The sequence below is a fragment of the Rhodohalobacter sulfatireducens genome (assembly GCF_022012475.1).
In the GTDB taxonomy this organism is placed as follows: domain Bacteria; phylum Bacteroidota; class Rhodothermia; order Balneolales; family Balneolaceae; genus Rhodohalobacter; species Rhodohalobacter sulfatireducens.
The window spans coordinates 12394-39200 of sequence record NZ_JAKLWS010000038.1; the positions used below are offsets into that span (position 1 = coordinate 12394).

Here is a 26807-nt window from a genome sequence, read left to right on the forward strand (position 1 = left end):
GTTTTCATACGGTTTTATCGTATATGTGATTGGATATTGCTGAATCAGAAAAGACAGAAGATGGACGATAAAAACTGGGAAAAAGTAGAAAATATTATCGATGATCTGCTGCAACTCCCGGACGATCAGAGAAAATCTTATATCGAAAAAACCTGCGGAGATGACATACAATTAAAGCGAGACGTTAAAGAACTACTCCACTCGATTTTTGAATCTGAAGGATGGCTTGATGATCCGGAAGAATATAAACGTGATTTCTATCAAGAACTATCCGACGATGAGTTCAAAGCCTTCGATCAATCACTGATCGATAAAAAGGTTGGCTCATATACAATTCGAAAAAAGATTGGCGAGGGTGGAATGGGTTCCGTCTTCCTCGGTGAACGAACGGACGGGGAATTTGAACACCGTGTAGCTATAAAAATAATTCGTCACGGTCATGCCACTGAGCAGAATATTTTACGTTTTCGGCGCGAACAGCAAATTCTTGCAGGCCTGAATCATCCCGGAATTGCACGGCTTTTCGATGGTGGATTCACCGAGGATGGATACCCATATATCATCATGGAATATATTGACGGGTTGCCAATGACAGAGTTCTGCCGGGTGAACAGATGCTCACTTGATGAAAAAATCAAACTGTTTCGAAAGGTTCTCCGGGCGGTTCAATATGCTCATGAAAACCTGGTGATTCATCGTGACCTGAAACCGGGTAATATCCTTGTTACCGAGTCCCGTGAAGTAAAGATCCTGGATTTCGGCATTTCCAAACTACTTGAAGAGGAAGAATCACTTAACATCACGAGAACCGGATCCCGATTACTGACTCTAAAATATGCCGCGCCGGAGCAGATTCGGCAGACAAATATCACAACCTCAACAGATCTCTACTCTCTCGGGGTGATGTTTTATGAGTTAATAGCCTCTGAGGCACCTTTCAACCTTGAAGAGCAAACACGTTATGAGAGTGAACAAATAATTCTGAATGATGATCCGGTAAAACCAAGTGCCAAAGCTTCTTCAAATCGGCAAAAAAATATATTGTCAGGGGATCTGGATGCCATCACTCTTAAGGCCATTCGAAAAGAACCCGAACAGCGATACCGCATGGCCAAAGAGTTTCTAAATGAACTGAACAATTATCAAAAAGGCCTGCCGATATCTGCAAGAAACGACACATTTAGGTACAGAGCCCAAAAGTTTTTCAAGCGAAATCAAAAAGCAATCGCTGTTGGAGTCGGTATCACACTGTTGATGATCGGGTTCGCCTCCTTTTATGCATACAGAATTACCCAGGAACGTAATATTGCTCAAATAGAAGCTCAAAAAGCAGAAAATGTAAAAAATTTACTGGTAGAACTATTTCGTGGAAACGATCCAATAACCGGTGATGCGGAATCGATGAGCCTTGATCAGTTACTGGCAGAAGGCACAGATGAAATCATCAATCGGGATCTGGAACCATCCGTTAAGATAGAGTTACTTTTAACGCTTACCACCATCTATCAAAACATCACTCAATTTGAAAAAGCTCAGCAGTTAGCCGGAGAAAGCCTGGATTTGAGCCAAGCGCATTTTGGCGAGAACTCAATTCCCGTTGCTGAAAGTTACATCAAACTCGGAGGTTTGGAACACGATCTCGGGAATTACCGGGAAGGCAGGGAGTATTTTGTAAAGGCTGAGAACGTTTTGGATGAAACTGCATCTGAATCAAATCCGCTTTATGCCACTCTTTATAACCATTTGGGCCTTTCTGAAGAACAATTAGGTAATTATGAATCGTCTCACGCCTATTTCCAGAAATCAATCAATGTTCTTAAAAATCAAGCTGCGGTCGACTCTACTCTCTTCATTAAAGATATAAAAAGTTTGGCACGGGGTTATTACCGAATCGACAATTACCAAAAAGGAGATTCACTGCTTTTAGCAGCATTAGAGGCCAGTAGGAGCTTTCACGGCGAAGATGATGTAATCACCTCCAGCATATTAGGGGATCTGGGCATGTATAAAATGACACAGGCCGAATATGATGAAGCTCGAAATTACTACAATCAATCTTTACAGATTAAGGAACAAGTGTATGGTGATGATGGTCACCCCAACTACACAGCCACCCTTACCAATCTTGCCGTTTTAGAAAAGCAGTTGGGAAATTACACGGTGGCGGAATCTCTATTCACAAGGACTATGAAAATTGATGAAAAACTTTTTGGTGAAGAGCATCCTTATGTGGCTATGTCAAAAAATCACCTGGCAGGAATCCATTTTGAAAGGGATGAATACAAACAAGCATTAGAACTTCAAGAAGAAGCGATGAATGTATACCTGGAGGCATACGGTGAAGACCACTACTACCTCGGTGCTGTTTTCAAAAATTATGGAAATCTATTATCGATCATGGGAAACTATGAAAAAGTTGAATCGTACTTTGAACGATCAAAATCTATCTATGAAGATTTCGAGGAGACGGATAAAGATACATTTGCTAAACTTTATAAAGCAAGGGGGGAACATTACCTAAGGGTTGGAAAATACGAGGAAGCTGCCAGGCAGTTCGAAAAGGCTGCCGATTATTTTGATGAGTACCATTACGATGAATATAAACGGGCATCGGCAGAATCACTTATTAAGATGGCTAAAGCCTACGTTGAACTTGAGCGAACAGAATACGCCGATTTAATTTTGAAAGACGTCAAATCAAGGATAGATACCTCAAGTGCCTTAGCGAATCACCCAAATATTGATAAACTTTTTTCAGAGACGGTTGATAATCTGTCGAACCGGTTGCATTAACATCCGGTGCTTTTAGTTATCTATAATTTTGAGTTTTCAGGTCCACCAGCTTGATCTCTCCATCCCCAAAATGTTCGAATATGCCCAACAACAAAGTAAATGCTTCTCCTTTCTTTCTTAATTCACTACATAGATCAGCACAGATGAATGATTTATTCCCGGCTATGCTAAAGCCATCTTGCTCCTCCTCCCAAAATATCTCCACATTTCCATCCTCATAAGTTCTTTGAAGAATGAGCTCAAATTGACTACCCACTTCAACTTTTTCTCTGGAGATCTCTTTTATAAACACGTAACGGAATGAGGACGCATCCAGCCTGGGTTCGTCATAATATTTCTTTTCAACTAATATGTTGTATACATAACCCCATTTGTAGTCAAAATCCTCGATTCCAAATGTTCGGTCCCACTCTGCCCCTCCAATTTCTTCTTCAACCTGAACGAGGTATAAACTCTCCGGTCCAATAATGTTATAACCAATTTCTTTGTGATCACTGACGCGCATCTCCAAAATTTCATAGTCTGTATCCCGGCATGAGGTAAAGAGAGTTGATATAAATATGAGAACAAGAAAATAGGATAATCTCATTGTGAAAGTGTGTTTGGATGTAATTCAGCTCTGCTTACGATACACCCGGAACTTGATGAATACCTATATAAATTTACCTGTGTAAACAATTTCCAATGCTCATTCAATTTTTCATGAACAATGAATAACAGAGAATTTATGTAAACAATCTTTGGTCAACTCCCGCTTGCCCCTTTTCTTCAATTTGAAGGTTGCTATAGTCAGGATGATTGGGATTTAAAACATAATTGTACTCAATGGGAATTACTACACTCGGAATCTTCAAAGCGAGACTTTTATTTGAGGATAGCCAATCATCGCCAAAATCTTGAGAAGCATGCCCATAAGGTATTTGATTCCATTCCTCCGGCAAATCAGTCATAGCCGGGGAATCAACAAGAAACTCTGGAACATCTGCCTGGAATACAACACAATGGCGCAGATAAGATCGGTCGTTTGTCTGAACTAACATTTCCAGGAGAGACAAAGAAAGGCTCCCGGATGTATAAACGGCGGCGAGGCCTTCACTGTTAAACCGCCCTCCATAAAGCTTAGCTCCTTCCCCGGAAAAAGCTGAATCTTTATACTCCCGGCGGCATATCCGCCACACACGAATGGTTCCCATCCCTAAACAGTAATACCGTGTTGTATCTGCTGAAGTGTACGCTCTACAAGACGGGCACCCGGTTCGGTTTGAACAATATCGAGAGGTTTTTTATTACCAAGAGCATAATTCGGTTGTTTAAACCAGGTTGACGCTTTTTCCATGCTTCCAAAAACTTCTGCTGCCAGATCAGTTAATCTGGCAATTCGGTAACTTCGTTCCGATTCATCAGGTGGCAGAACATCCTCTTTTCGGCGGCGATCGAGTGTTCGCGGTGAAATCATCAAGAGTGTTGAAAGCTCCATTCTGGAAATATCTAAACGAGTTTGGATTGTTTGCAAAATATCGGAAGCCAACCCCTCTTGAATGTTTGCTACTGCCTTTGAGAGATCCCAGGCAATGAAGGGTTCTTCAACTTTATTACTGTTTTTCTTACTCTTGTTTGATAAATATTCTTTTTGATGTGAGTTCTTTTCTGCCATCATTTCGCCATATTGCGTTATCTTTTACGCCAATTTACTCTTCTTTCAATGTATTGTCAATCTTTATCTCCAATTTGATTATCCGTACATTGACAAATGTTAACCAAAGAGTCACAACTGATTTTATGAATAAAGTTTCACTTCCTGATTTCAACCAGACGATTCCAATTGACCAGATCGGCGTTGAAGAACGAGTCGCCCGCCTCAACTCGAGAAGTATCAAAAAAGAGTCGAAGGTGCAGGGGTTAAAACTGGCCCTGAGTATGATTGACCTTACAACACTGGAGGGAAAAGACTCCGAAGGAAAAGTGATTCAACTCTGCAGTAAGGCAAAGAAACCATATGCCCCCATGCCCGATCTGCCAACTGTAGCAGCGGTGTGTGTCTACCCGAATATGGTTTCTACAGCCAAAAAAGCTTTGAACGGTTCAAACATCAATGTAGCCAGTGTAGCTACGGCGTTTCCAAGTGGAATGGCAAAACTTCAGGTAAAGTTAGATGACACAAAATTTGCAGTCGAACAAGGCGCTGATGAAGTGGATATGGTAATCTCGAGAGGCGAGTTTTTGAAGGGTAATTTCAGTTTTGTTTTTGATGAGATTGCTGCCGTTAAAGAAGCATGCGGCGATGCTCACCTGAAAGTGATTTTGGAAACCGGTGAATTGGAAACCTATGAGAATGTCAGAAAAGCCAGTGATATAGCGATGCATGCAGGAGCCGATTTCATTAAAACATCAACCGGGAAAGTATCTCCTGCAGCTACTCAGCCGGTTACTTTAGTTATGCTGGAAGCGATCCGCGATTTCTACCGCGAAACCGGTAAGATGATTGGCATGAAACCCGCCGGTGGAATTCGGAAAGCAAAACAGGCATTACAATATCTTGTGCTTGTAAAAGAAACCCTTGGAGCCGATTGGCTGACTCCCGACTATTTTCGCTTCGGTGCCAGCTCCCTGGCAAATGACCTCCTGATGCAAATTGTTAAACAGGAAACAGGTGTGTACCAAAGCAGTAACTATTTTTCGAATGATTAATGATTGGTTTGTTGATTGTTGTTAGTGGGTAGTTGTAATTTCGAAATTTTGATATAAGGCTAAACTCATAAACAACAAACAACTGACTACCAACAACTAACATCTTTTTTATGTCTGAGACGAAAGAAAAAACATCCGCTGATGCGACAAACGGAAGTCCTAAACCGACCTCACCCAATGCAGATCTAAAGTTGGATTTTGCTTCTTTTTGGGAATACAGTTCAGCACCTGAGAGTAGTGATTTTGTTGAGATCAATGAAAAATATAATCATTTCATTAACGGGGAATTTGTGGAGCCGGAGAAAGGCCGGTACATGAAATCGATCAATCCGGCAAGTGAAGAGATACTTACAGAGTTTGCCGAAGGCACCTCTGAGGATGTTGATAAAGCGGTTCAGGCTGCTCGCAAAGCATATAACAAAACATGGTCGAAACTCAGCGGACGCGAGCGTGGAAAATATCTCTATCGCATAGCACGAATGATCCAGGAGCGATCTCGTGAATTAGCCATCACTGAAACGATGGATGGTGGGAAACCAATTCGTGAATCCCGGGATGTGGACGTTCCTCTTGCCGCTGCACACTTTTTCTACTATGCCGGTTGGGCTGATAAGCTGGAATATGCTTTCCCCGGACGAAAGCCGGAGCCACTTGGCGTTTGTGGACAGATCATCCCATGGAACTTTCCCCTGTTGATGCTGGCATGGAAAATAGCCCCTGCCCTTGCAACCGGAAACACAGTTGTCTTGAAACCTGCTGAAACCACTCCAATTACCGCCTTGAAGTTTGCTGAAATATGCAGCGATGCCGGTCTACCCGATGGTGTTGTAAATATTGTAACCGGAGCAGGTCAAACCGGCTCAGCCATTGTCAATCATCAAGGCGTAGATAAAATTGCATTTACCGGCTCTACCGAAGTAGGAAAAATCATCCAGAAATCTTTAGCCGGAACTTATAAGAAATACACGCTTGAACTCGGCGGCAAGGGGCCGAATATTGTTTTTGAAGATGCTCCTATCGATCAAACTGTCGAGGGAATAATCAATGCCATTTTCTTTAACCAGGGACATGTTTGTTGCGCGGGTTCCCGCCTGCTGATCCAGGAAGGAATTTCTGAGAGATTGATTCAAAAACTGAAAGACCGAATGGAAACATTGATTGTAGGCGATCCGCTTGATAAGAATACCGATATTGGAGCCATCAATTCTAAAGCTCAGTTCGAAAAGATTAATGAGTACCTGGAGATCGGTGTGAATGAGGGTGCCGAAATCTACCAAAGTAAATGTGACCTTCCTGAAAATGGTTACTTCTGCCGCCCGACAATTTTCACCGGGGTGGGCCAAAGCAACCGAATTGTCCGAGAAGAAATTTTCGGCCCGGTTCTGACCATTCAAACCTTCCGTACTCCTGATGAAGCGATTGAAAAAGCAAACAATACACCTTATGGCCTGGCCAGCGGAATCTGGACAGATAAAGGTTCAAAAATCTTTAAAGTCGGCCAGAAAGTTCGTTCCGGTGTGATGTGGTCCAATACCTATAATAAGTTCGACCCAACCTCCCCGTTCGGCGGTTACAAAGAAAGCGGAATCGGAAGAGAAGGCGGATTGCATGGGTTGTATCCATACGTAAAGCTAAATTGAAATTACAAAATGTCATTCTGAACCTGTCTGCCGAAGTGCAGCGTAGGCAGGCTTGATTCAGAATCTCCGAATATAATTTAATTTAGGAGATTCCGGCTCAAGGCCGGAATGACTTCAAGAATTGATAACAGTTAACTGATCCCTGAAAGATGTCTGACAGACTCGAAGTTTTAAAAACTTATAAAACATACGTTGGCGGAAAATTTCCGCGAAGTGAATCAAACCGGATATACAGGATAGAGAATCCTGGTGGAAAACATATTGCGAATGCGTGCCGCTGTACCCGAAAAGATGTCCGCGATGCCGTAGTAGTCGCTCGGTCAGCTTTTGACGGATGGAGCGGACGTTCAGCCTATAACCGCGGACAAATTCTCTACCGGATTGCCGAAATGTTGGAGGGGCGAAAAGATCAATTTGTAAATGAACTCGAACTACTCGGAGCGAAAAAGAAGAATGCACAAAAAGAAATCGAAATATCGATCGACCGGCTGATTTATTATGCGGGCTGGACCGACAAAATCAGCCAGGTGTTTGGAACTGTGAACCCGGTTGCAAGTTCACATTTTAACTTTAGCATGCCGGAACCGACGGGTGTCGTTGGAATTATTGGCCCGGATGAATCTCCACTTCTGTCGATCGTGTCATTAGTTGCACCTGTTATAGCCTGCGGAAACAGTTGCATCATTCTGGCCTCAACTGAGAATCCTCTTTCTGCGGTCAGCTTTGGTGAGGTTCTTCATGCCTCCGATGTGCCGGCCGGAGTTGTAAACATCCTGACCGGCAATCGCGATGAGATGGTTAACCACCTTACGACTCATATGGACGTAAATGCCATTTTCAATGCAATTAACGATTCAGAAACCAAGAAACAATTGGATGAAAATGCATCTATCAGTGTGAAGCGGGTTAAGCATTATTCACAATCGGACTGGAGTGAAGAGAAGCATGAAAACCCTTACCTGATTCTTGATTTTATGGAGACCAAAACCACCTGGCATCCCGTTGGAGCTTAAAAGATCAAAATTTTATACTATGAATAGAGTAAGTGCCACATTGATAATACTGTTGTTAGTCCTGGCCGGATGTAAAACGACAGAAAAAACTACAACGGATGCAGATGAGTCTCCATCCACAGAAACCGAAAATGAACCCATTTTTGATGTAGACCCTGAAGTTGTTGAAGCTTATCTGGCAGAAGAGATGGATGAGTTCGATCGATTGCTTTTTGAAAACCGTAGCCAGTTGTCTGACCGGTTTGCATCCGTTGAACACGATATGCCTGACCTGTTTCTGAAAGATGTTGTTCAAGAAGAAAAAGTGGTTGACCAATACGCCGGATTTCGTGTCCAGTTATTATCAACGCGCAGCGTAGCAGAAGCTGATTCCACAAAGGATAATTTCCGCGTTTGGGCTGATCAGCACATCCAGGGATACTCGCCTGAAGCGTACGTTACATTTCGTCAGCCGTATTACAAAGTGCGCGTCGGAGATTTCAGAGATCAGCAGAAAGCCAACAATTTTTCAAGAATGGTGAAGGATGAATATCCTGCAGCCTGGGTCGTTCACGATCGTATCGAACCAAATTTTTTACCAGCCGATACGACCCAGATCGAATTTGTAAATCAATAAAAAAATCCGCGAAATATCTGATTACCCAGACATTGTATTTTTCTTGCAATTAATTAGTATGGGAACGGACTGAACATTTTGATAAGTCATTTTTCCTTATCGAAATTAAAAAATACGATATCTCAATTAGTGCTTACACATTAAACCGGAACAGCATCACATCGCCATCTTTCACAACATAATCTTTCCCTTCCTGGCGCATTTTCCCGGCTTCTTTTGCCGCTTTCTCTGAACCGAGAGAAACATAATCTTCGTAAGCAATCGTCTCCGCCCGGATAAAACCTTTCTCAAAATCAGTATGAATCACACCGGCAGCCTTAGGTGCTTTGGTTCCTTTTTCAATCGTCCACGCTCGTACTTCTTTCGGGCCAGCCGTGAAGTAGGTAATCAGACCGAGATTTTGGTAAGCTGATTGTATCAAGCGGTCCAAGCCGGATCGTTCTACTCCTAACTCCTCCAAAAACATCTCTTTTTCGTCCGGTTCAAGCTCAGCGATTTCCGCCTCAATTTTTGCACAAAACATTACAACAGTATCGTCAAACTCGCTGGCGATCTCCTTTACGGTTTCCACCCATTCGTTGCCGTCGTTTACGTCTTCTTCCGAAACATTGCATGCATAAAGAACCGGTTTTTCTGTCAACAAGAACAGGTCTCTATAAGCCTCTCTCTCCTCTTCATCTACTTCAAATGTTCTGGCTGTATTTCCAACACTTAGATGATCTGCTAACCGTTTCACAGTTTCATAGTTGGCGATAACTTTTTTATCACCACTTTTTGATTCTTTTTGAAGTTTATCCACTCGTTTTTCAACGGACTCGAGATCTTTTAAGATAAGCTCATCTTCAATAATTCGAATATCCCGTTCCGGGTCTACCGACCCCTCTACGTGGATGATATCTTCATCATCAAAACATCGAACAACGTGAACAATAAGATCTACTTCCCGAATATGTGAAAGAAAAGCATTTCCTTTTCCCTTTCCTTCGGAAGCACCTTTTACCAATCCGGCAATGTCTACAAACTCGATAGTTGCCGGAATTGTCTCTTTGGGTTCAACAATTTCAGAGAGTGTATCAAGACGTTTATCAGGTACCGGGACAAGGCCTATATTCGGATCAATTGTACAAAATGGAAAGTTTGCCGATTCAGCTCCGGCATTACTTAATGCATTAAAAAGCGTTGATTTACCAACATTCGGCAAACCAACAATACCACATTTTAAACTCATAGATTATCTAAAAACTTAATAGTTATTATACAGGCATCCTGATATTTATTTGGGACCTCAGAAAAAGTACAGGTAGAGATCTAGATTAAATTCAGAATGACCAATTAATTATCTCAGTCCAGTGATTTCTGTTGTATAAATTCTTTCGAAGGAAGCACAACAGCCGTTAATTTCCCATATCCCAATTCACTGTAAACACAACCGGTATCTATACCAATCATTCCTTTTTTTTGAATTGGATAAGGACGTGGAGTATGACCAAAAATTACAGTTTTTTCCCAGGGTACATCAAACGCATTCAGGTGTTCACGGCCCCACAAAAAATAATGATTAGCTTTAGGGTCTTCCTTGCTGTCCTCCAGGGTTTGATGGGGCGGGACGCCCGCATGTACAAAAAAATAATCATCGGTTTCAAAGAAGTGACGAGTATTCTCGTAAAACTCCAGGTGTTTATCCGGGATATCGGAAACACTTTTTGGATTGCTATATGATTTAAGAGTCGTCTCACCACCGTTATACATCCAAAGTTCAGAATCTCCCGAATGAAGAGCATCCAACAGCATCTGCTCATGATTTCCCCTTAAAAAAATACACCTTCGATCATACTGCACTTCCAGCAGAAAATCGACTACCCCTTTAGAATCAGGGCCCCTGTCAATATAATCTCCTATAAAAACGTGTAAAGCGTCTTTATGGGGCTTTAAGTTGTTCCACAGTGTTTTCAGGGATCTAACACAGCCGTGAATATCTCCAATAGCTACAATCTTTTCATTCATTTAATGATTCGACTCTTCGATTAGACCTCTGCCTTTCTTATTGATTTTATTCTCTTTCTTTAAATGCGTAAGAGCGGCATCCAATATGCCATTTACAAAATTACCGCTTTTGCGAGTGGAGTATTTTTTGGCAAGTTCAATCGCTTCATTTATCGATACTTTAGTTGGTATCTCCTCGAACAAAAGAAGTTCCGAAATGGCCATTCGTAAAATCAATTTATCGATAACTGCCAGACGATTTACTTCCCAATTGTTAATATGTTCATCAATAATTTCGTCGTACTCCGTTGCATGATCGACGGTAACCATTAATAATTTCTCAGCAAATCTTACTGAGTCATAGTCATTTTTCAGAGAGGGTTTGATAATTACTTTTGTTGCATCTTGCGTGGAGTTTTTTCCAACTTCCACGGCGTATAACGACTTTAATGCTGCTTCTCTGGCTGCTCTTCTGTTCTGCATATATTTTCAAAATTTTCAAAGAACAGATAAAATACAAACCTTTATCATCAGCCGAAAGAAATCAGTTCGATTTTCTATTGCAATTCAAACCGAACTCTGGGTATATTTAGTTCTTGTTTAGGGTTCATAGCTCAGTTGGTTAGAGTGCATCGTTGACATCGATGAGGTCGGCAGTTCGAATCTGCCTGAACCCACAAGAAAAGTAGTAAATTATTGATAATTAGTATCTTAATTTTTTAATACCGCCCTTCTCAACAAAATATTAATAAGAAAGAAAGTTTTCATGTGCTGATGTAAAGAGAATATATTTTATTGAAGTGCCACTTTTTAGCTGCAAATTAATTTAGCGGTTTATATCAAGTTTCAAGATTTTCCATTTATGTTATTACGTTGTTATTATTGGAAACCAACTGATCCTTTTAGGCAATTTCCTGACTAATTTTTTTAGAAGTGTCTATTTTTTTGACCTATATAAAATGAAGTTAAGTCTCAAAAAAAAGTCTGGATCTTTTAGAAATTCAGCCAATGTTTTCTACTTGTGACTTACTAAGCTCACCTCTCATGTATTGATCACCTAATGCCCTTCGAAAAGCCATATTTCTTGATTTTTTTAAGTATGAACCTTAAAACAGAATACGTACAAAGTTAACTTTCATTTATGTTCTCTAAGATGTTAAGTTGAAGCGATTAAGAATATAGCATTCAAAAAAACCCCCGGTTATGACCGGGGGATTGGTTTACAAAATAAATTAAAGATTCTGAATTGGCTATGGCTTACCACCACCAACAATTTTCACTGCATCGAAACCTGCAATCGATTCACCATCATTGGTTTTACCGATCAGCCATCCATTCAAATCACCACTGACAAGGCCGGTGTCTTGTGTTGGAAAATGACCCAAAAAGTCAGGTATTCCATCACCATTTACATCTTCTATGTGGCCATCGCCATGAGCAAGTCTCGCACCTGCGTCAGATGTCACTTCACTTAGAGCTCCAAATCGAACCGTTACAGGATCGATTGTGGTTGCATCAAAATCTTCACTTCCTAAAATAGCCACAGGTATTACACCTTTGTTGTTTGGGTTGATTGAATTTGGTTCGCCTTCTGGTTTAATATCAACTCCTACTGCAGTTGGACAAATAGCCTCTGCAATATCTGAGAAAACTGTCACAAGAGTATTAATGTCTTGAACATCAAAAGCATCCCCCGGTGCAGAAGCATACCCTGTCATAGCTGGCACATTGGCTCCTTGCAGAGCAATCGTAAATATTCGAATACCTGCATTTTTTGCATCAGTTGCAGCATTATTTGTTTCTGTTTGCACAACACTTGATGACGCTGTTACTACATTGCCATTGCTGTCATAATAGCGATTTGCGAATCCGTCAGATAAAACAACCATGACTTTTGTTGCATTATCACGGTCAAATCCACTTGGATTAGTATCCACATTACCAAACAAGCTTTCATCCCCGGTTAGCTCTTCAGCTCCATAAATAATTCCACCTTGAATATTTGTCCATGCGATTGGTGTCAAATCATCAATCTCTTGGTTCAGTGTACTTTGTCCCGTTGGGTCCATAATCGTAAGATCCAGGTTACGTTGAGCTGTGGTTGAAAAGCTAATTAATGCTCCTTTATCACTACTGCTAAGTTCAGCGACAAGGGCCTTTGCTCCATCTTTAGTAGCCTGTAATCTAGTACCGGAATTCGATCCAGAAATATCAATTACCAGAGAGACGTCAATTACGGCCGCCTCGCAAACAGGTGCCAAGTCCCCTTCATGATTAGATCGCTGCATTTCTTCAAAGTCAGCTGAAGATAGTGAGTTCCCATTGTCCACAACTGTAGAATCACAACTTGTGAAAATGATAACTAATGCTAATACTGTATAGACCTTAAAATGGCGATACCATGACATATAGTTAAGTTCTCTACTATTATTCATTTTATGTTCTCCTATTTTATTATGATTTCGAGATAAAATGAATTTGCTACCCCGAAGTTACTTCCATTTTCGGTATTAGCTTGACAATGAAAGAAGCCCTCTTGCAATTTCACTTAAATCTCATTTGTATTCATTTAGATACACTGAAACTGGATTAAACTCTTGGACTTATGAAACAAATACTTGGACATTCTGATCAATTGAAATTTTTAGTTCATAAAACCTAAAATATCTCTCAAATATATTCGGCCTTTTTATCTACTACTATTCGGTAGTATTCCGGATTATCAGCTTGATCTCTGTTGTTTATATTCGTTACTTCAATATCCAGTTTGATCATCATTTACATTCAGCCTCTCTGCTATTCGATGGATAACGTCTCTCAATTGATTTCATCCATTATACACTGGCTTTTAGAACATTTGTACGTCATTCCTGATTTGCTCTGCAAAAGGTGGAAACAGAATAATATTGACTCCATCAAAATATCCCTCCATTTTAGCATTGGATAAATCTTCAGGTGGGAAATAAATGTTGTGTGTAATTTCAAAACACTCATTACAATACCTTGAAAAAAGCTTATGGTGAGAACAAAAATCATCAAATAATGATATGGCCAAAGAAGAAGATCTTCTTAAAAATGGTTACATTTAAGTAGGTTAAGCTTTTGAAACCTTCAGGGGTGAAGGGAGAAATTATTAGATAATTAGTATATGCTAAGTCAAGTGCATTGTACTAGGCTAGGCAGGTTAATTAAGTAATAATTCAAAAGGGAGAGATGAGATGAATAGACTAATGGTGCTAATATCGCTTATCTTTGCATTATCATGTTTTTCCGGTTTAAAGGCTGATGCAAATCCTGGTAATCAATCAACCTTCGTTTTTATTCAAAAAATTGAGGATGGATGGTATACCTCAACTGTCAAATCACTGAATTTAAATACATACAGAAGGAGCATCTACTTACTTAACGTAAGAATCGAAAACAACAGGGTAACTGCTATTGATTTCGGAAATGGTGAGATTCTTCATGTAGGTCAAAATAATTCAGGTTATCAGTACAGCGACGGGTACCTTTCCGTTGACAAAGGTTATAAAAATAGCCATATCATAGGAGTTTCAGGTCAGGTTAGAATTAGCTGGAATACAGGTACGGTAATTATTTACGATATAAAAATAAGATAGGCTTCAAAATTGATGAATGACTTTTAAGTAAGCCTTTTTTGATGATTGATTGCTAAAAGAATTATCGCACATTCTTCATTAAAGAAGCTTTTTGTAAACATGCGGATATGACTGTGCCTCACCAATTCAAGAAATCATCTTTATTGTATTCACATATTTATATAATCGCTTGTATTCCCTTTCTATTATCTATTCGTAAAAATTATCCTGCAGTTTTCTTATATCGATTAATCGCCACACCATAAAACAGTCCTCCCATTCCAATCAGGACAAAAACCATATGTTGAATCTCCTGCCAGCCGGCTCCTTTCAGCAGAACCATTCGCATCATTTTGATGAACCATGCTACGGGATTTGCAAGTGTTAGGTCCTGCGCCCAAACCGGCATACTTTCAATAGGTGTGAAGAGTCCACCCATCAAAATAAATACCACCATAATAAACCATGCAATAAACATCGCCTGTTGTTGGGTACTTGTTACGGTTGAGATAAAGAGCCCCAGTGCCTGTATCACAATCAGGTAAATACCTGACACAATTAAGATGAGAGTCAGGCTTCCCAGGAATGGGATATTAAATCCATAACGAGCCAGGGCTAAGCCGATCACTAAATCAACCATTCCGATAATCCAAAACGGTACAATTTTCCCGGTTATAAAATGGCTTTTCTTGATTGGGGTTACATTCAGTTGCTCAATCGTGCCGATTTCTTGCTCACGTACGATATTCATGCCAGACAGGAACAGGCCAATCATCGACACCAGCACAACCAAAATTCCGGGCACCATGTAGGTAATGTAATCCAGGTCCGGGTTATACCAGTTGACGGGAATCAACTCAATTCGACTCAATTGAGGTGCTTTTTTTGACGAGATGAGTTGAACTTCCCGTATATGATTCTGATTGAAATCCCGTATGATAGAGGAACCGTATGACTGAATCATTCCGGCTTTCGTGCCATCCACGGCATCAATCAGCATTTGAACGGAAACCGAATTTCCCTGGCTGTAATCCCGACTAAAGTTCTCCGGAATCGTCAATACCATATTTACATTCCCGGCCTTCAACTCCTCAAGGGCTTCATCTGTATCAAATGTTTTATGTTCAAGGCTGAAATATCCCGTGGCCTGGAACTGGGCTGATAGTTCCCGGGAAAGTGAGGACTGATCGTAATCTATAAGTGCAAATGACGCTTCTTTCAACTCATACGTAGCTGCAAATGACAATACCAATAGCTGTACAATGGGCATCACAAACAATATCGGCAGCATCGCCCTGTTCCGAAAAATCTGAAGAAACTCTTTTTGCAGTATAAATTGAATGGTTTTCATTGCAGCCTCACGTTAAATCGTTTCATACTTAACCCCATAAAAAGAAGTGTAATAACCACCAGGATTGCCGTTTGAAACCAAAGAACCGAAATTCCTCCTCCCTTCAGCATGATGCTCCTAACTATTTCTAAAAACCATTTTGCAGGTATAATGTGACTAATCCACTGCAAGACTTGGGGCATACTTGAGATCGGGAAGATAAACCCGGAAAGTAATACGGTTGGCAGTAAGAGACCGGCCAGCGAGACCATCATCGCCGTTTGCTGATTGTTGGCCACGGCTGAGATAAATACTCCGAGAGAAAGTGCAGTCAGAATGAACAGGATTGACTCTGCGAAAAAGAGTATGAACGAACCCTCGAATGGCACTTCAAATACAAAGATTGCCAAAAGAAGAATCGTAAATACATTTACTAGTGATAAAACCAGGTACGGCAATACCTTACCAATAATTATTTGATAAGGTTTTAATGGGGAAACCAACAGAATTTCCATGTTCCCCATCTCTTTTTCCCGAGTGATGGAAATGGAAGTCATTAAAGCGGATATCAACATAAGTATCACTGCAATTAACCCCGGCACAAACAAATTCACACTTCTCAATTCGGGATTGTACATCATTCGAATTTCAGGTGAGAGGCCCGCTTGCTCGATTGAAATTTCAGGATTCAAATCATCACTAAAATCCTGGACAATGCTAGAAGTATATGCTTGAAGAAGCCTTGCGAGATTGGGATCGGTGGCATCTGTGACCATCTGAATTTTCGCTGATGAATGCCGAACCATTTTTTGTTCAAAATTATTTTCAAAAATGAGTACAGCTTTTACATTGCCTTTCTGAAACAGTGGTTCAACTTCATTATAAGCCTGAAGATAGTGAGTGATGTCGAATGAAGGATTCGACTCGATTTTTTGGATTAACTCCGCCGTCATACTGTCTTTTGAGAGATCCAGAACTGCTACCTCAGCACTTTGGATCTCATTTCGAATCGCAAATCCAAACAGAATCATCATAATCACCGGCATCCCAAAAAGCACCAAAAGCGTACGCTTATCCCGATAGATCTGCTTGAACTCTTTTTTTACAAATCCTTTAAATGCGTTCATTGCTCGAAACTATTTGTTAATTCTTTCAGGAGAATCCCCCTTCGAATGGGGGAAATCATCCATCACTATTCTCAGCACCTCGTGCTAACTCAATAAATACCTCTTCGATAGATTTTGCTGAGAAAGATCTCTTTAACTCAACCGGTGAATCCAGTGCTTCGATTTTGCCATCGACCATGATCGAAACCCGATCGCAATATTCAGCCTCATCCATATAATGAGTGGTTACAAATACAGTAACTCCATCCTCAGATGCTTTGTAGATCATTTCCCAAAACTGTCTTCTTGTGATTGGATCGACTCCACCGGTCGGTTCATCCAAAAAAACAATTTTTGGTTCGTGCAAAAGAGCGATTGAGAATGCTAATTTTTGTTTCCACCCCAGCGGAAGTGATCCCACACGACTGTCTATTTCATCTTTCAAATCCACTTTCTCAAGTATTTCATCGTATTTGCTTCGCAATATGTGTCGAGACAACCCATACACACCACCGTAGAAACGGATATTTTCTTTAACTGTCAGGTCATCATAGAGCGAAAATCGTTGACTCATATACCCGATCTTTTTCTTAATAGCTTCAGATTCTGAATGAATATCATGGCCTGCGACAGATCCCTCCCCGGATGTGGGTGAAAGAAGTCCCGTAAGCATCTTAATGGCCGTCGTCTTTCCTGCCCCATTGGCTCCGAGGAAACCAAAGATCTCCCCTCGCCGGACATCAAATGAAATCTGATTGACCGCTGTAAAATCACCGAATTTTTTTGTTAGATCCCTCGTTTGAATGGCAACCTCAGGCATGGCTCTCCTCCTGTTGCATCAATTCCATAAATGTATCTTCGATGTTTGAATCAATTTTTTTAATTTCTGCATCCTCAACACCATGGGTGCTCAAATAACGTAAAATATCGTCAGTATCAGGATCATTTCTATGGTCCGCATAGTGAACAGATTCACCAAACGGTTGTACTGATTTCACATACTGATATTCACGCAACACTTGAATCAATTGGAACCGGTGCTTCGACCTAATTCCGTACAGAGTAGACGAAAATGATTGTGCAACTTCATCGGGTGTACTGATCTTAAGTATCTTTCCATTCTGCATCAGGGCAACACGGTCGCATTGATCGGCCTCATCCATATAGGGTGTGGATGCCAAAATTGTGATTCCCTGGTGTTTGAGAAGGTGAAGCATCTCCCAAAACTCTTTTCTTGAGACAGCATCTACGCCGGTTGTAGGTTCATCCAGAATGAGTAATTCCGGTTTATGGATCAGTGCACAACTGAGGGCCAGTTTCTGTTTCATTCCGCCCGAAAGCGCTCCTGCCAATCGATTTTTAAAAGGCTCTAACTGCTGATAAATGGGTTTTACGAGATCGTAATTCTCTTCAAGAGTAGTTCCAAAAACCGATGCAAAAAATCGGATGTTTTCCTCCACGCTCAGATCCTGGTAAAGCGAAAATCGGCCCGGCATATAACCAAGAATTGGCCGAATTTCTCGGTAATTCTCTACTACGTCCATACCAAGGACCTTAGCTTCTCCTGAATCCGGTACAAGCAAAGTGGTGAGTATTCTGAATAAAGTGGTTTTCCCGGCTCCATCAGGGCCAATCAGTCCGAACAGTTCTCCTTTTTCAACCTCAAATGAGATCTCCTTCAGAGCTTTTACATCTTCATAAGATTTGCTGACTTCTGATATTTCTACAACGTTATTCATTTATTTCTAATTTTAAAATTATCACGTCTTCAGGGGTTCCCCCTTTGAAGAGGGAAATCTTCATTTCACTCACTTTGGTAAGTCTTTTCCAATTCATCAACCGTTTCTCTCACAAAATCTTCAATCGCCTGATCAATTTGTTGCATTATCTTTTTGAAAGTTGTCCAGTTCATTTGAGTCTCCTATGTATTTAATTCCTATTCATTTTCAGATGCATCCGATTCAAATCTGACCTCACCGGGCATGCCGATTTTTAATTTACCGTCCGGGTTATCTACTCGAACTTTTACGGCATACACCTGGGTGACCCGCTCCTGTTTGGTTTGAATCATTCGGGGAGTGAATTCCGCTTCGGATGCAATCCAGCTTACGCGTCCTCGGGTATTTTGGTTATCCGCTTTATTCTCATCGAATATCACATCAACGGTTTCACCTAGTTGAATGGCCGGCAGTTGCGCACCGGATATGTAGACACGCAGAACCATCACATCGAGATTGGCGATGCTGTATAAAGGCTTTCCCTGTGAAATCAGTTCATGCTCCTCCGCAAATTTATTCAACACCGTTCCGCTGACAGGATTTGTGATACTCGCTCTTTCAATTTGATCGTTGATTTGAGCAATCTTTGTTCCCATTCGTCTCACTTCTGCTGAAACCGAACCCTTCCCCACTTCCACTGATTCAATCTGCCTTTCTAATGTCTGAACGCGCCCCTCCGCAGAATCAAGTTGCTGTTGTGTGGCTGCATTATCCTCTTGTAGCGATTCAAAACGGCTCAACTCTTTCCTTGCTGTCTCTAATTGCGATTCAAATACAGCCTTCTGCGCATTCAGTTTATCAATATTCGTCCGAATGGCTTCGATAGATGCATTGACCTCTTCTTTCTGAAGATGGAGCTGAGTCGTATCAATAAGCGCTACATGTTCCCCCTCCTCAAATCTCTGCCCTTCTTCAAGGTCAAAATTGAGAAGACGTCCGTTTGTTTCAGATGAGATCACTACTTCATCCGCCTCAAACTGACCAAATGCATCTGAGCCATTTTCACTCGAGCAGGAAGCTGTTACCAATAACCCTAAAAGTATGATCGGCCATTTTATTCTTTCCATGTCCATCCTTGTTCTGTTTCGTAGTTAATAATTGCCTGTACTCTCTGAATTTTTCGCAACTCAAGTTGTAGCTGAGCCCGTACAAATTCATTCAATTCTCTGATATACTCCGTTACTGTTGCACTCCCCTCTTCAACAAGATTTCTCTTTTCCTCAGCCACTTGATTCCGCAGTTCCACAATCTCTGCATCCCGCTCAATTTGTTCTTCGAGTCCCATAATTTCCTGGTTGAGTCGGCGCAACGCAGCATTCTGTTGCCGTTCAAAAAGTGTACGATCTTCCGTGATATTCTTTTGCTGCAAATGAAGTACGTCCGTTTTTATGGATGCATTCCGTGCCGTTTTCAGGCTCCACCTGGCCTGTATTCCTACAATCCAGTTGAACTGGAGGTCATCCTCAAACAGGTTGAATCCGGGTCTCCCATAAAACGGTCGGGCAAACAGAGAGACTTGCGGAAGTTTGCCGGCATTTGCCAGGTCTTTCTGAGTTTCGAACAACTCACCCCTGGCAGCTAATAGATCCAATTCCGGCCGGTTTGTCATCGGGCCCGGCTTTCGCCAATGTTCTTTCTCCGGCAAAATCAATGTGGGTACCATAGGTGTTTCGCCACCCAATATTTCATTGAGCGCTTCATATCCCGCTATAATATCGTGACCTATTTTTGTGAGTTGCTGTTCTCTGTTCAATATTTCAGCACGAAGTGTGGCTTCATTCCCCGGTAATAACACTCCATTTTCAACCTGGCTTTGGACTATTTCAAGCTGTTCTTCCATATCCGAAATCGCTAAACTGATAATCTCTCTCTGTTTCTGGAGAATCATGATTCCAAAATAGATGCGGTCTACTTGCTCTTTTAGTTTCAGCAGATCCGATTTCAGTGAGGCTTCTGTAATATCCCCGGACTCATCCTCCAGTTGTTTTGAAGCCCGAGTCCTGCCGCCATCAAAAATTGGCTGGGTAACATTGACCGACAGATTATAGTGATCTTTACTGAAGTTGGGAATATCAAAGCCGGGGGATTCAAAGGGGAACTCTACAACTTCGGATTGGTAGCTCGCACTTGCGTTCAGTTCAAAATCCGGGTACCAGCCAGATTTGGCGATTCGTTCATTCAAATCCGTTATCTGTCGGCTCGTCCTGATTTTATCCGTAACCGGATTCTCCGTGTATAAGATTTCGTAGACATCCGCCAGGCTTAACGTGTCTCGTGGTGATTGTGCATATAGCTGCGTACCGATCAACAGAGGAGCGATAAATATCATAAACCTTTTCATGTCTGCACCCCGCTGAATATAACTTTGGGAATCAACTCCTTTCGTTCAGCCAGGAATGCATCGAAATCGTCATCATCTAAAGAAAAAAGAGTTTGGACAAGTGTTCGCGCAATTACCGGCATCAGACACAGAGAGACGATGTTGATTAAAAAGTGTGTGGGTTTCATCGGCATAATCCTCCCCTTCTCTATTTCAGTTTCTAATTGTTCAGCAAATTCTTTTGGGATCCGGATATTCTGGGAGTTGATAAACTCTTTGAACCGCTTCGGATGCTGGTTCATCTCGTGAAGTACGAACGACGGCAGGTATGGATTCTTCCTGAAGGTGTTGTAATAGAACTCCACCACTTTTTTGACTTTAGCTTCCAACTCATCACCTGATGAGAGAATGGCAATGAGTTGTGGAAAAACTTTCTTCACGCTGGATTGGAACACTTCAAGAAAAAGTTTCTCCTTACTTCTGTAATAATAATGAAGCATCGACTTGTTAATATCGGCTTCATCTGCAATCTCCTGCATTCGCGCACCGGCAAATCCCTTCTCCTGGAATACCCTCTGGGCCGCTAAAAATATCTGTTCTTCTGTCTGTTTCTCTAAAGGCATATCTGTTTGTATGATTAAATCAGAAGTAATTTATAGTGATTAACCATTTTATTCAACCAAATGGTTGAACTATATAGTTACACTGGACGGATACTGCATTATCCTATTAATTTTATTCTATTTAAGCCTGTTAAAGGTATGCTGATCTCTTATGGAAATAGATGATAAATAAAATATTTTCTCTCTTCCTGGTATATCTTTTGAGAATGCAGAACTTAAACCTGACCGGATATTTCAATTACGGATGGTAATTTCCATGGTGTGCCATTTAAGATTCAAAATGGTGAATTTCATATTTCATGACATACTCTAACTCTCTAATTATAATTTCTTTGACTTCATAAAACAGGTTGGCTTTAGAAATATAAACTAAGTATCCCATTGCCTTGCAACTACTTGTTTGTGAGTAATATCTCCATATATCGTTAATAAATTGTGGTTTAAAATGGAGAAGATTACACGAAGATTTATTATATAATAGCTCAATAACCAAGACATCAAATAATTCCAGGGTAGTTTTATAAATGGGCAAGGGTGCAGCGATATCAATAGTTTTGTGTATGCTATTTACGGCCGGAGTGCATTCACAGTCACCTGAGTTCAGGCATTTAACCATTAATGACGGCCTCTCTCAAAACGCCGTTTTCGCTATTACACAAGATCATAAAGGGTTCATGTGGTTTGGCACGAAAGACGGGCTGAATCGGTACGATGGGCAAACGTTTAAAGTGTTTCAGCATAACCCAACCGATTCTACCAGCATATCCGGAAATTATATCCAGGCACTTCATACAGATCTACGAGGATGGGTGTGGGCCGGCACATTGGAAAGTGGTCTCAATTATTATCAACCAGAAAAAGATCAGTTTTCAAGTTTGGACCATTTGGATGGTTTGTCAGATAATCTTGCCCAAGAGCAAATAACGAGCATCTCCAGTGGCATTCATGGTACTCTTTGGGTTGGCACGGCCACGAATGGTTTATACAAGATAGATCGTGATAAGGAAAAAGGCATTCCCATTTCAGTCACAAATTATTCAAAAGAAGACGGGCTGTCTAATAACTATATATATGAGATTTATGTTGATAAAAATGGTGAAACTTGGGTTGGAACAGACAGAAACGTCAGTAAATATCAACCTGAAAGAGATTCATTTCTCAACTATGAGATTGAATTTGATGAGCCAAATCAAAAAGATTACCTCTTTTACTATGCCATTGATGGAATCCATGAAGGTCCCGATAACAAACTATGGCTGGGAACAACAGAGGGACTCGTACTCTTCAATAAATCTACCGGTGCAACTGAAAGGTTTTCTTATCAAGAGTATGCAAATAGGGATGGGTATAACAGAATTCGGAGAATAGCCGAAGATTTAAATGGAAATTTATGGTTGGCCACTCCTTCTGAACTGACAATATTTAATCCGGTAACATTTGAATATAAATCCTATACAAGCGACCCTTCTGATGCATCATCCATCAGTTTTGATAGCATTACGGCTCTGTTTAAAAGCAGAAACGGCCTTATGTGGATTGGAACTGCCGGAATGGGAATTGATATCTATGATCCAAAATCGAATCGGTTCCCGACACTCACCGGAATTGATCATCTTCCGGATCTATCCAATTTCAGCATACGTGAGATTATAGAAGATCGAAACGGAGATGTTTGGATCATTTCACATCGTCCTTATCGATGGAAACGGAATGAGCAGACCCTTGAAAATGTGAATAATCTTTTCATTCCGGATGAATTTCCCAGGCCCTACGAAATTGAAATTTGGGATTTGATCGAAGGAAGCCAAGGAAATTTATGGGCAGCAACTACACATGGATTGATTGAATATGATCCGACAGAGAACCAGGCCGATATCTTTGAATATTCCCAAGGGAATAAAGATGGCTTACCACAGCGTGAAGTATATGGAGTTTTTGAAGACTCCGGAGGCAAAATTTGGGCAATCACTGAGAATTATCTATCTAACCTTATCGACCGAGAAACGGGGAGTTTTAAAAACTACAGGTACAATCCGAATGAATCGATTCGTGAGCAGATCCGACCCGTATTAACTGAGGAAAAGTCCGGTAATTTTTGGATCGGAACCTCTTACGGTTTGTCATATTTTGATAAATTTGCCGAATCTTTTCTGAAATTCGAACACGACTCTGCCGACCCGAACAGCCTGAGCCATAACCTGGTAAAAAGTATTCTTCCCGACCCCAATTATCCTGATCGTTTCCTATGGATCGGTACCTCGGGAGGGTTGAATAAGATGGATATCCAATCAAAAGAATTTACCCATTATACAACTGCTGACGGATTACCGAATAATGTAATCTACGCCATTTTACCTGACGACAGTGGCCACCTTTGGGTGAGTACCAATCGTGGACTCTCCAAATTTCACCCTGAAGAGATGAATTTTCGCAATTATGATGTACACGACGGACTGCAAAGCAACGAGTTTAATACAGGTGCATATTTCAGATCGTCCTCCGGTGAACTGTACTTTGGTGGAATTAGCGGTTTGAACTATTTCTATCCCGATCGAGTCACAGACAACCCGAATCCACCCGAAATTGCACTTACCGGCTTTGAAATTGATGGGCGTGAGATAACATTTCAAGAATCAAAAGGGATATTAGACTCACCACTGACCTCGGCTCAAAACATTCAGGTAAGTCACAACGATGATGTGCTGGCCTTCCAGTTTGCAGCACTGGACTTCTCTGCTCCGGAAAAAAATCAGTATGCATATAAACTCGAGGGTTTAAGCGAAAATTGGATAGAGTCTGGAAATTACGCCTCTGCCGTTTTTACAAATATCCCACACGGCGAGTATTCACTTCGAATCAAAGCATCAAATAATGATGGCATTTGGAACGAAGCGGGAATAGGCATCGGGCTGATAGTAACTCCTCCCTGGTGGCAGACATGGTGGGCATATTTCATCTACCTGGTTATCTTTTTGGGTGCCGGTTATTCACTTCGAAGATACGAACTCAATCGATATAACCTGAAAAATCAACTGGAACTGGAACGGGTTCAAACAGAATCCCTGCGAAAACTCGATCATTTGAAATCAGAGTTTTTTGCCAACATATCTCACGAGTTCAGAACACCGTTGTCTCTGATCCTTGGGCAAATCGAGAATGTGCTGACATCAGATATCGACCGGAAAGATAAACGAAAACTGGAGATGGCTACACAAAATGCCAACCGGCTCTTAACACTCATCAACCAGTTGCTTGATCTCTCCAAACTGGAGTCCGGTAAAATGAAAATGAATAATGATCAACATAACATTGTCAGCTTTTTAAAGAGTCTTCTATACTCATTTGAGACCCTGGCTGAATCGAAAGAGATCCGCCTTTTGTTTAACTCCGATTCAGATTGGATCCCTGTGATATTTGATTCGGAAAAGATGGAACGTGTGTTTTTAAACCTGATTACAAATGCGTTCAAGTTTACGCCAGCGGGAGGCGAAATTGGGGTTGAAGTCAAACAAATTAACGATGACAATATTGAAATTCGGGTGAAAGATACAGGGATAGGCATTCCGGCGGACCACATTAAAAATATTTTTGACCGTTTTTACCAGGCAGACAGTTCATCAACCCGCCCCTATGAGGGAACCGGTATCGGGCTTGCACTTGTCAATGAATTTGTAAAACTGCACAATGGTAAAATAGAAGTTCAAAGCCGTTTCGAAAATGAGACCGGAAATAACCAAACTGGAACGGTATTTATCATTCATCTCCCCACAGACCGGGTTGAAAAAGATTTTGCCTATAAAGTTGATGCTATTCGGCTTTCTCACCATGAATTTGAGTCAGAGGTTTCAAAATCTGTGACAAAGCATGTGGACCTGAATCTCATCTCATCCAACCTGGATAAAGAGATTCTATTAATTGTTGAAGACAATGCTGAAGTGAGGGAATTTATCCGGGAGCAGCTGGAGGAGGATTACAGAATTTTAGAAGCCGAAAATGGAGTGCAGGGAATTGAACTTTCGCAAGAAGAGATTCCAGACCTGATTATTTCAGATTTAATGATGCCTGAAATGGACGGATACGATTTCTGCAAACAGATTCGAAAGGATGAGAAGACAAGCCACATCCCGGTTATCATGCTGACTGCTAAAGCGGGATTGGAAGATAAATTGAAAGGCTTTGAAACAGGGATTGATGCCTATCTCACAAAACCGTTTAAAGTAAAAGAGTTGCAGGTTCGGGTTCGAAAACTCATACAACAGAGGAGGCAATTACGGGATCAATTTTCCGAAGCCGGTTTAATTCAGACTAAAAACGTTACCGATGATTCCATCGAAAAAGTATTCCTTGAAAAAGCGATCTCAGTTGTAGAAAGCAATTTCAGCAATGAACAGTTCAAAGTGAACCATCTTGCGGGGAGTTTGAATATGAGTCCGGGGCAGTTGAATCGAAAACTCCAGGCTCTTGTCGATCAATCTGCCGTCCAGTTTATAATATCAGTTCGCTTACAACATGCAGCCAAGCAGTTAAGAGAAAAAAATAAAACCATTGCTGAGATTTCGTATGAGGTTGGTTATAACGATCAGGCTTATTTTACACGCGTATTCAAAAAACAGTTTGGTGTAAGCCCGTCGGAATTCAGGAAGAATTAGTAATCTCAACCTGTAAAAATGTATGATAACACCCGATTAAATGTTATCTCCTGTTATCATCTTTACTTGTTTTATTATGTTGCGACAACCGGCAAAATAACTCGTTCAGCTTTACCGGCGAATGGACAATCGAATCTTACCATATTAACACCGAAGTAGATAGTGACATCTTAAATGACCAAACTTATAAAGATGCCGGGTTCTTTCGATTTAAAAATGATGGTACCGGAATAGCTACAATTCAAATTCCCGGTATTTCACTTTCTCTGAACAATCCGTTTTCCTGGAGTTAACCTCAAGAGAGTGATGAGCTACCGATTGACTACAACATTGGAGAAGAATCATCTAATTATAATGTTTCTCACCAATCAAGAAAAGATGGAGAATTGCTATATGTTCGTATAAACCAATATGGCGATACCAATTCTTTGTTTCGGACAATCAATTATCTTTCAAAAAAGAACTAATCTACTTGCTGCTTAGTCTATGAGAAAACAAATCATATTTGTCCAAAACGTTTTTGAAATCAGAAGACGTAGAGTCTGTCTCAGTCTTTCAGCCTGCTTGCAGGATTCCGCATGTAGACTTGGGGCGTTGCCCCAAGCTACGTTGTAACAGGCTTTCAGCCTGAAACATCACAGCCCGGGGCCTCGCCCTGGGTGGAAGAAC

21 protein-coding genes and 1 tRNA gene are annotated in these 26807 nt (G+C 41.0%); 8 read left to right on the plus strand and 14 right to left on the minus strand.

All coding sequences use genetic code 11. From position 1 onward, the window contains the following. Window positions 1-60 precede the first annotated feature (60 nt). Window positions 61-2793, plus strand: coding sequence for a serine/threonine-protein kinase (locus L6773_RS18690; protein ID WP_237856067.1), 2733 nt, complete (start codon window positions 61-63; stop codon window positions 2791-2793). A gap of 16 nt (window positions 2794-2809) precedes the next feature. On the opposite strand, the gene L6773_RS18695 is transcribed toward L6773_RS18690, so the two are convergent. From L6773_RS18695 to L6773_RS18705, 3 genes are all read right to left on the minus strand, one after another. Next, window positions 2810-3382: a DUF4377 domain-containing protein gene (locus L6773_RS18695; protein ID WP_237856068.1), complete on the minus strand. Its 573-nt coding sequence runs from the start codon at window positions 3380-3382 to the stop codon at window positions 2810-2812. Between the two features lie 136 nt (window positions 3383-3518). Continuing rightward, complete coding sequence (locus L6773_RS18700) at window positions 3519-3986, minus strand: RES family NAD+ phosphorylase (protein ID WP_237856069.1); 468 nt, start codon at window positions 3984-3986, stop codon at window positions 3519-3521. Window positions 3987-3988: 2 nt separating this feature from the next. Continuing rightward, on the minus strand, window positions 3989-4450 hold the full coding sequence (locus L6773_RS18705) for an Xre family toxin-antitoxin system antitoxin (RefSeq protein ID WP_237856070.1): 462 nt from the start codon (window positions 4448-4450) through the stop codon (window positions 3989-3991). 122 nt (window positions 4451-4572) lie between these two features. Between L6773_RS18705 and deoC the strand changes: the two genes are divergently transcribed. The 4 genes from deoC to L6773_RS18725 all read left to right on the plus strand — a co-directional run bounded on the left by deoC (window position 4573) and on the right by L6773_RS18725 (window position 8750). Further along, window positions 4573-5481 carry a deoxyribose-phosphate aldolase gene (deoC, locus tag L6773_RS18710; protein WP_237856071.1) on the plus strand — a complete coding sequence of 303 codons (909 nt, stop codon included), beginning with the start codon at window positions 4573-4575 and terminating at the stop codon, window positions 5479-5481. Between the two features lie 110 nt (window positions 5482-5591). Continuing rightward, window positions 5592-7121 (plus strand): aldehyde dehydrogenase family protein, encoded by a 1530-nt coding sequence (locus tag L6773_RS18715; RefSeq protein WP_237856072.1) that lies wholly within the window; start codon window positions 5592-5594, stop codon window positions 7119-7121. Between the two features lie 149 nt (window positions 7122-7270). Then, a complete protein-coding gene (locus L6773_RS18720) occupies window positions 7271-8134 on the plus strand; it encodes an aldehyde dehydrogenase family protein (protein ID WP_237856073.1) in 864 nt (287 codons plus the stop codon). Window positions 8135-8153: 19 nt separating this feature from the next. Further along, the gene (locus tag L6773_RS18725) at window positions 8154-8750 is read left to right on the plus strand and encodes an SPOR domain-containing protein (protein WP_237856075.1); all 597 of its coding nucleotides are present in this window, start codon (window positions 8154-8156) and stop codon (window positions 8748-8750) included. A gap of 133 nt (window positions 8751-8883) precedes the next feature. On the opposite strand, the gene ychF is transcribed toward L6773_RS18725, so the two are convergent. The 3 genes from ychF to nusB all read right to left on the minus strand — a co-directional run bounded on the left by ychF (window position 8884) and on the right by nusB (window position 11216). Next, a complete protein-coding gene (gene ychF, locus L6773_RS18730) occupies window positions 8884-9978 on the minus strand; it encodes a redox-regulated ATPase YchF (RefSeq protein WP_237856076.1) in 1095 nt (364 codons plus the stop codon). A 113-nt stretch (window positions 9979-10091) separates the two neighbouring features. Continuing rightward, a complete protein-coding gene (locus tag L6773_RS18735; protein ID WP_237856077.1) occupies window positions 10092-10754 on the minus strand; it encodes a metallophosphoesterase family protein in 663 nt (220 codons plus the stop codon). Beyond that, complete coding sequence (gene nusB, locus L6773_RS18740; protein WP_237856078.1) at window positions 10755-11216, minus strand: transcription antitermination factor NusB; 462 nt, start codon at window positions 11214-11216, stop codon at window positions 10755-10757. It lies immediately after the preceding gene. A gap of 120 nt (window positions 11217-11336) precedes the next feature. Between nusB and L6773_RS18745 the strand changes: the two genes are divergently transcribed. Next, window positions 11337-11410 (plus strand) — tRNA-Val (locus L6773_RS18745). Between the two features lie 573 nt (window positions 11411-11983). Here the strand turns inward: L6773_RS18745 and L6773_RS18750 are convergent. Further along, complete coding sequence (locus tag L6773_RS18750) at window positions 11984-13168, minus strand: vWA domain-containing protein (protein ID WP_237856079.1); 1185 nt, start codon at window positions 13166-13168, stop codon at window positions 11984-11986. 783 nt (window positions 13169-13951) lie between these two features. On the opposite strand from L6773_RS18750, the gene L6773_RS18755 reads away from it, so the two are divergent. Beyond that, window positions 13952-14353 carry a hypothetical protein gene (locus L6773_RS18755; RefSeq protein WP_237856080.1) on the plus strand — a complete coding sequence of 134 codons (402 nt, stop codon included), beginning with the start codon at window positions 13952-13954 and terminating at the stop codon, window positions 14351-14353. Between the two features lie 202 nt (window positions 14354-14555). Here the strand turns inward: L6773_RS18755 and L6773_RS18760 are convergent, their stop codons facing one another. From L6773_RS18760 to L6773_RS18790, 7 genes are all read right to left on the minus strand, one after another. After that, entirely contained in the window at window positions 14556-15683 is a 1128-nt protein-coding gene (locus L6773_RS18760; RefSeq protein WP_237856081.1) for an ABC transporter permease, read from the minus strand. Continuing rightward, window positions 15680-16789 carry an ABC transporter permease gene (locus L6773_RS18765; protein WP_237856082.1) on the minus strand — a complete coding sequence of 370 codons (1110 nt, stop codon included), beginning with the start codon at window positions 16787-16789 and terminating at the stop codon, window positions 15680-15682. The genes L6773_RS18760 and L6773_RS18765 overlap by 4 nt, the downstream gene beginning before the upstream one ends. A 55-nt stretch (window positions 16790-16844) precedes the next feature. After that, window positions 16845-17588, minus strand: a complete 744-nt coding sequence (locus L6773_RS18770; RefSeq protein WP_237856084.1) for an ABC transporter ATP-binding protein — start codon at window positions 17586-17588, stop codon at window positions 16845-16847. Beyond that, window positions 17581-18507 (minus strand): ABC transporter ATP-binding protein, encoded by a 927-nt coding sequence (locus L6773_RS18775; protein WP_237856085.1) that lies wholly within the window; start codon window positions 18505-18507, stop codon window positions 17581-17583. Before L6773_RS18775 ends, L6773_RS18770 begins: the two co-directional genes overlap by 8 nt. Window positions 18508-18704: 197 nt before the next feature. Beyond that, complete coding sequence (locus L6773_RS18780; RefSeq protein WP_237856086.1) at window positions 18705-19613, minus strand: HlyD family secretion protein; 909 nt, start codon at window positions 19611-19613, stop codon at window positions 18705-18707. Further along, window positions 19601-20887 carry a TolC family protein gene (locus L6773_RS18785; protein WP_237856087.1) on the minus strand — a complete coding sequence of 429 codons (1287 nt, stop codon included), beginning with the start codon at window positions 20885-20887 and terminating at the stop codon, window positions 19601-19603. The genes L6773_RS18780 and L6773_RS18785 overlap by 13 nt, the downstream gene beginning before the upstream one ends. Further along, on the minus strand, window positions 20884-21489 hold the full coding sequence (locus tag L6773_RS18790) for a TetR/AcrR family transcriptional regulator (RefSeq protein WP_237856088.1): 606 nt from the start codon (window positions 21487-21489) through the stop codon (window positions 20884-20886). The genes L6773_RS18785 and L6773_RS18790 overlap by 4 nt, the downstream gene beginning before the upstream one ends. A gap of 560 nt (window positions 21490-22049) precedes the next feature. On the opposite strand from L6773_RS18790, the gene L6773_RS18795 reads away from it, so the two are divergent. Continuing rightward, window positions 22050-26138: a hybrid sensor histidine kinase/response regulator transcription factor gene (locus L6773_RS18795; RefSeq protein WP_237856089.1), complete on the plus strand. Its 4089-nt coding sequence runs from the start codon at window positions 22050-22052 to the stop codon at window positions 26136-26138. Window positions 26139-26807: the final 669 nt, after the last annotated feature.

Bases quoted from the DNA above. Each gene is read 5' to 3' on its own strand.
- L6773_RS18690 (WP_237856067.1), top strand. From the start codon at position 61: ATGGACGATAAAAACTGGGAAAAAGTAGAAAATATTATCGATGATCTG.
- L6773_RS18695 (WP_237856068.1), bottom strand. From the start codon at position 3,382: ATGAGATTATCCTATTTTCTTGTTCTCATATTTATATCAACTCTCTTT.
- L6773_RS18700 (WP_237856069.1), bottom strand. From the start codon at position 3,986: ATGGGAACCATTCGTGTGTGGCGGATATGCCGCCGGGAGTATAAAGAT.
- L6773_RS18705 (WP_237856070.1), bottom strand. From the start codon at position 4,450: ATGATGGCAGAAAAGAACTCACATCAAAAAGAATATTTATCAAACAAG.
- deoC (WP_237856071.1), top strand. From the start codon at position 4,573: ATGAATAAAGTTTCACTTCCTGATTTCAACCAGACGATTCCAATTGAC.
- L6773_RS18715 (WP_237856072.1), top strand. From the start codon at position 5,592: ATGTCTGAGACGAAAGAAAAAACATCCGCTGATGCGACAAACGGAAGT.
- L6773_RS18720 (WP_237856073.1), top strand. From the start codon at position 7,271: ATGTCTGACAGACTCGAAGTTTTAAAAACTTATAAAACATACGTTGGC.
- L6773_RS18725 (WP_237856075.1), top strand. From the start codon at position 8,154: ATGAATAGAGTAAGTGCCACATTGATAATACTGTTGTTAGTCCTGGCC.
- ychF (WP_237856076.1), bottom strand. From the start codon at position 9,978: ATGAGTTTAAAATGTGGTATTGTTGGTTTGCCGAATGTTGGTAAATCA.
- L6773_RS18735 (WP_237856077.1), bottom strand. From the start codon at position 10,754: ATGAATGAAAAGATTGTAGCTATTGGAGATATTCACGGCTGTGTTAGA.
- nusB (WP_237856078.1), bottom strand. From the start codon at position 11,216: ATGCAGAACAGAAGAGCAGCCAGAGAAGCAGCATTAAAGTCGTTATAC.
- L6773_RS18750 (WP_237856079.1), bottom strand. From the start codon at position 13,168: ATGAATAATAGTAGAGAACTTAACTATATGTCATGGTATCGCCATTTT.
- L6773_RS18755 (WP_237856080.1), top strand. From the start codon at position 13,952: ATGAATAGACTAATGGTGCTAATATCGCTTATCTTTGCATTATCATGT.
- L6773_RS18760 (WP_237856081.1), bottom strand. From the start codon at position 15,683: ATGAAAACCATTCAATTTATACTGCAAAAAGAGTTTCTTCAGATTTTT.
- L6773_RS18765 (WP_237856082.1), bottom strand. From the start codon at position 16,789: ATGAACGCATTTAAAGGATTTGTAAAAAAAGAGTTCAAGCAGATCTAT.
- L6773_RS18770 (WP_237856084.1), bottom strand. From the start codon at position 17,588: ATGCCTGAGGTTGCCATTCAAACGAGGGATCTAACAAAAAAATTCGGT.
- L6773_RS18775 (WP_237856085.1), bottom strand. From the start codon at position 18,507: ATGAATAACGTTGTAGAAATATCAGAAGTCAGCAAATCTTATGAAGAT.
- L6773_RS18780 (WP_237856086.1), bottom strand. From the start codon at position 19,613: ATGGAAAGAATAAAATGGCCGATCATACTTTTAGGGTTATTGGTAACA.
- L6773_RS18785 (WP_237856087.1), bottom strand. From the start codon at position 20,887: ATGAAAAGGTTTATGATATTTATCGCTCCTCTGTTGATCGGTACGCAG.
- L6773_RS18790 (WP_237856088.1), bottom strand. From the start codon at position 21,489: ATGCCTTTAGAGAAACAGACAGAAGAACAGATATTTTTAGCGGCCCAG.
- L6773_RS18795 (WP_237856089.1), top strand. From the start codon at position 22,050: ATGCTATTTACGGCCGGAGTGCATTCACAGTCACCTGAGTTCAGGCAT.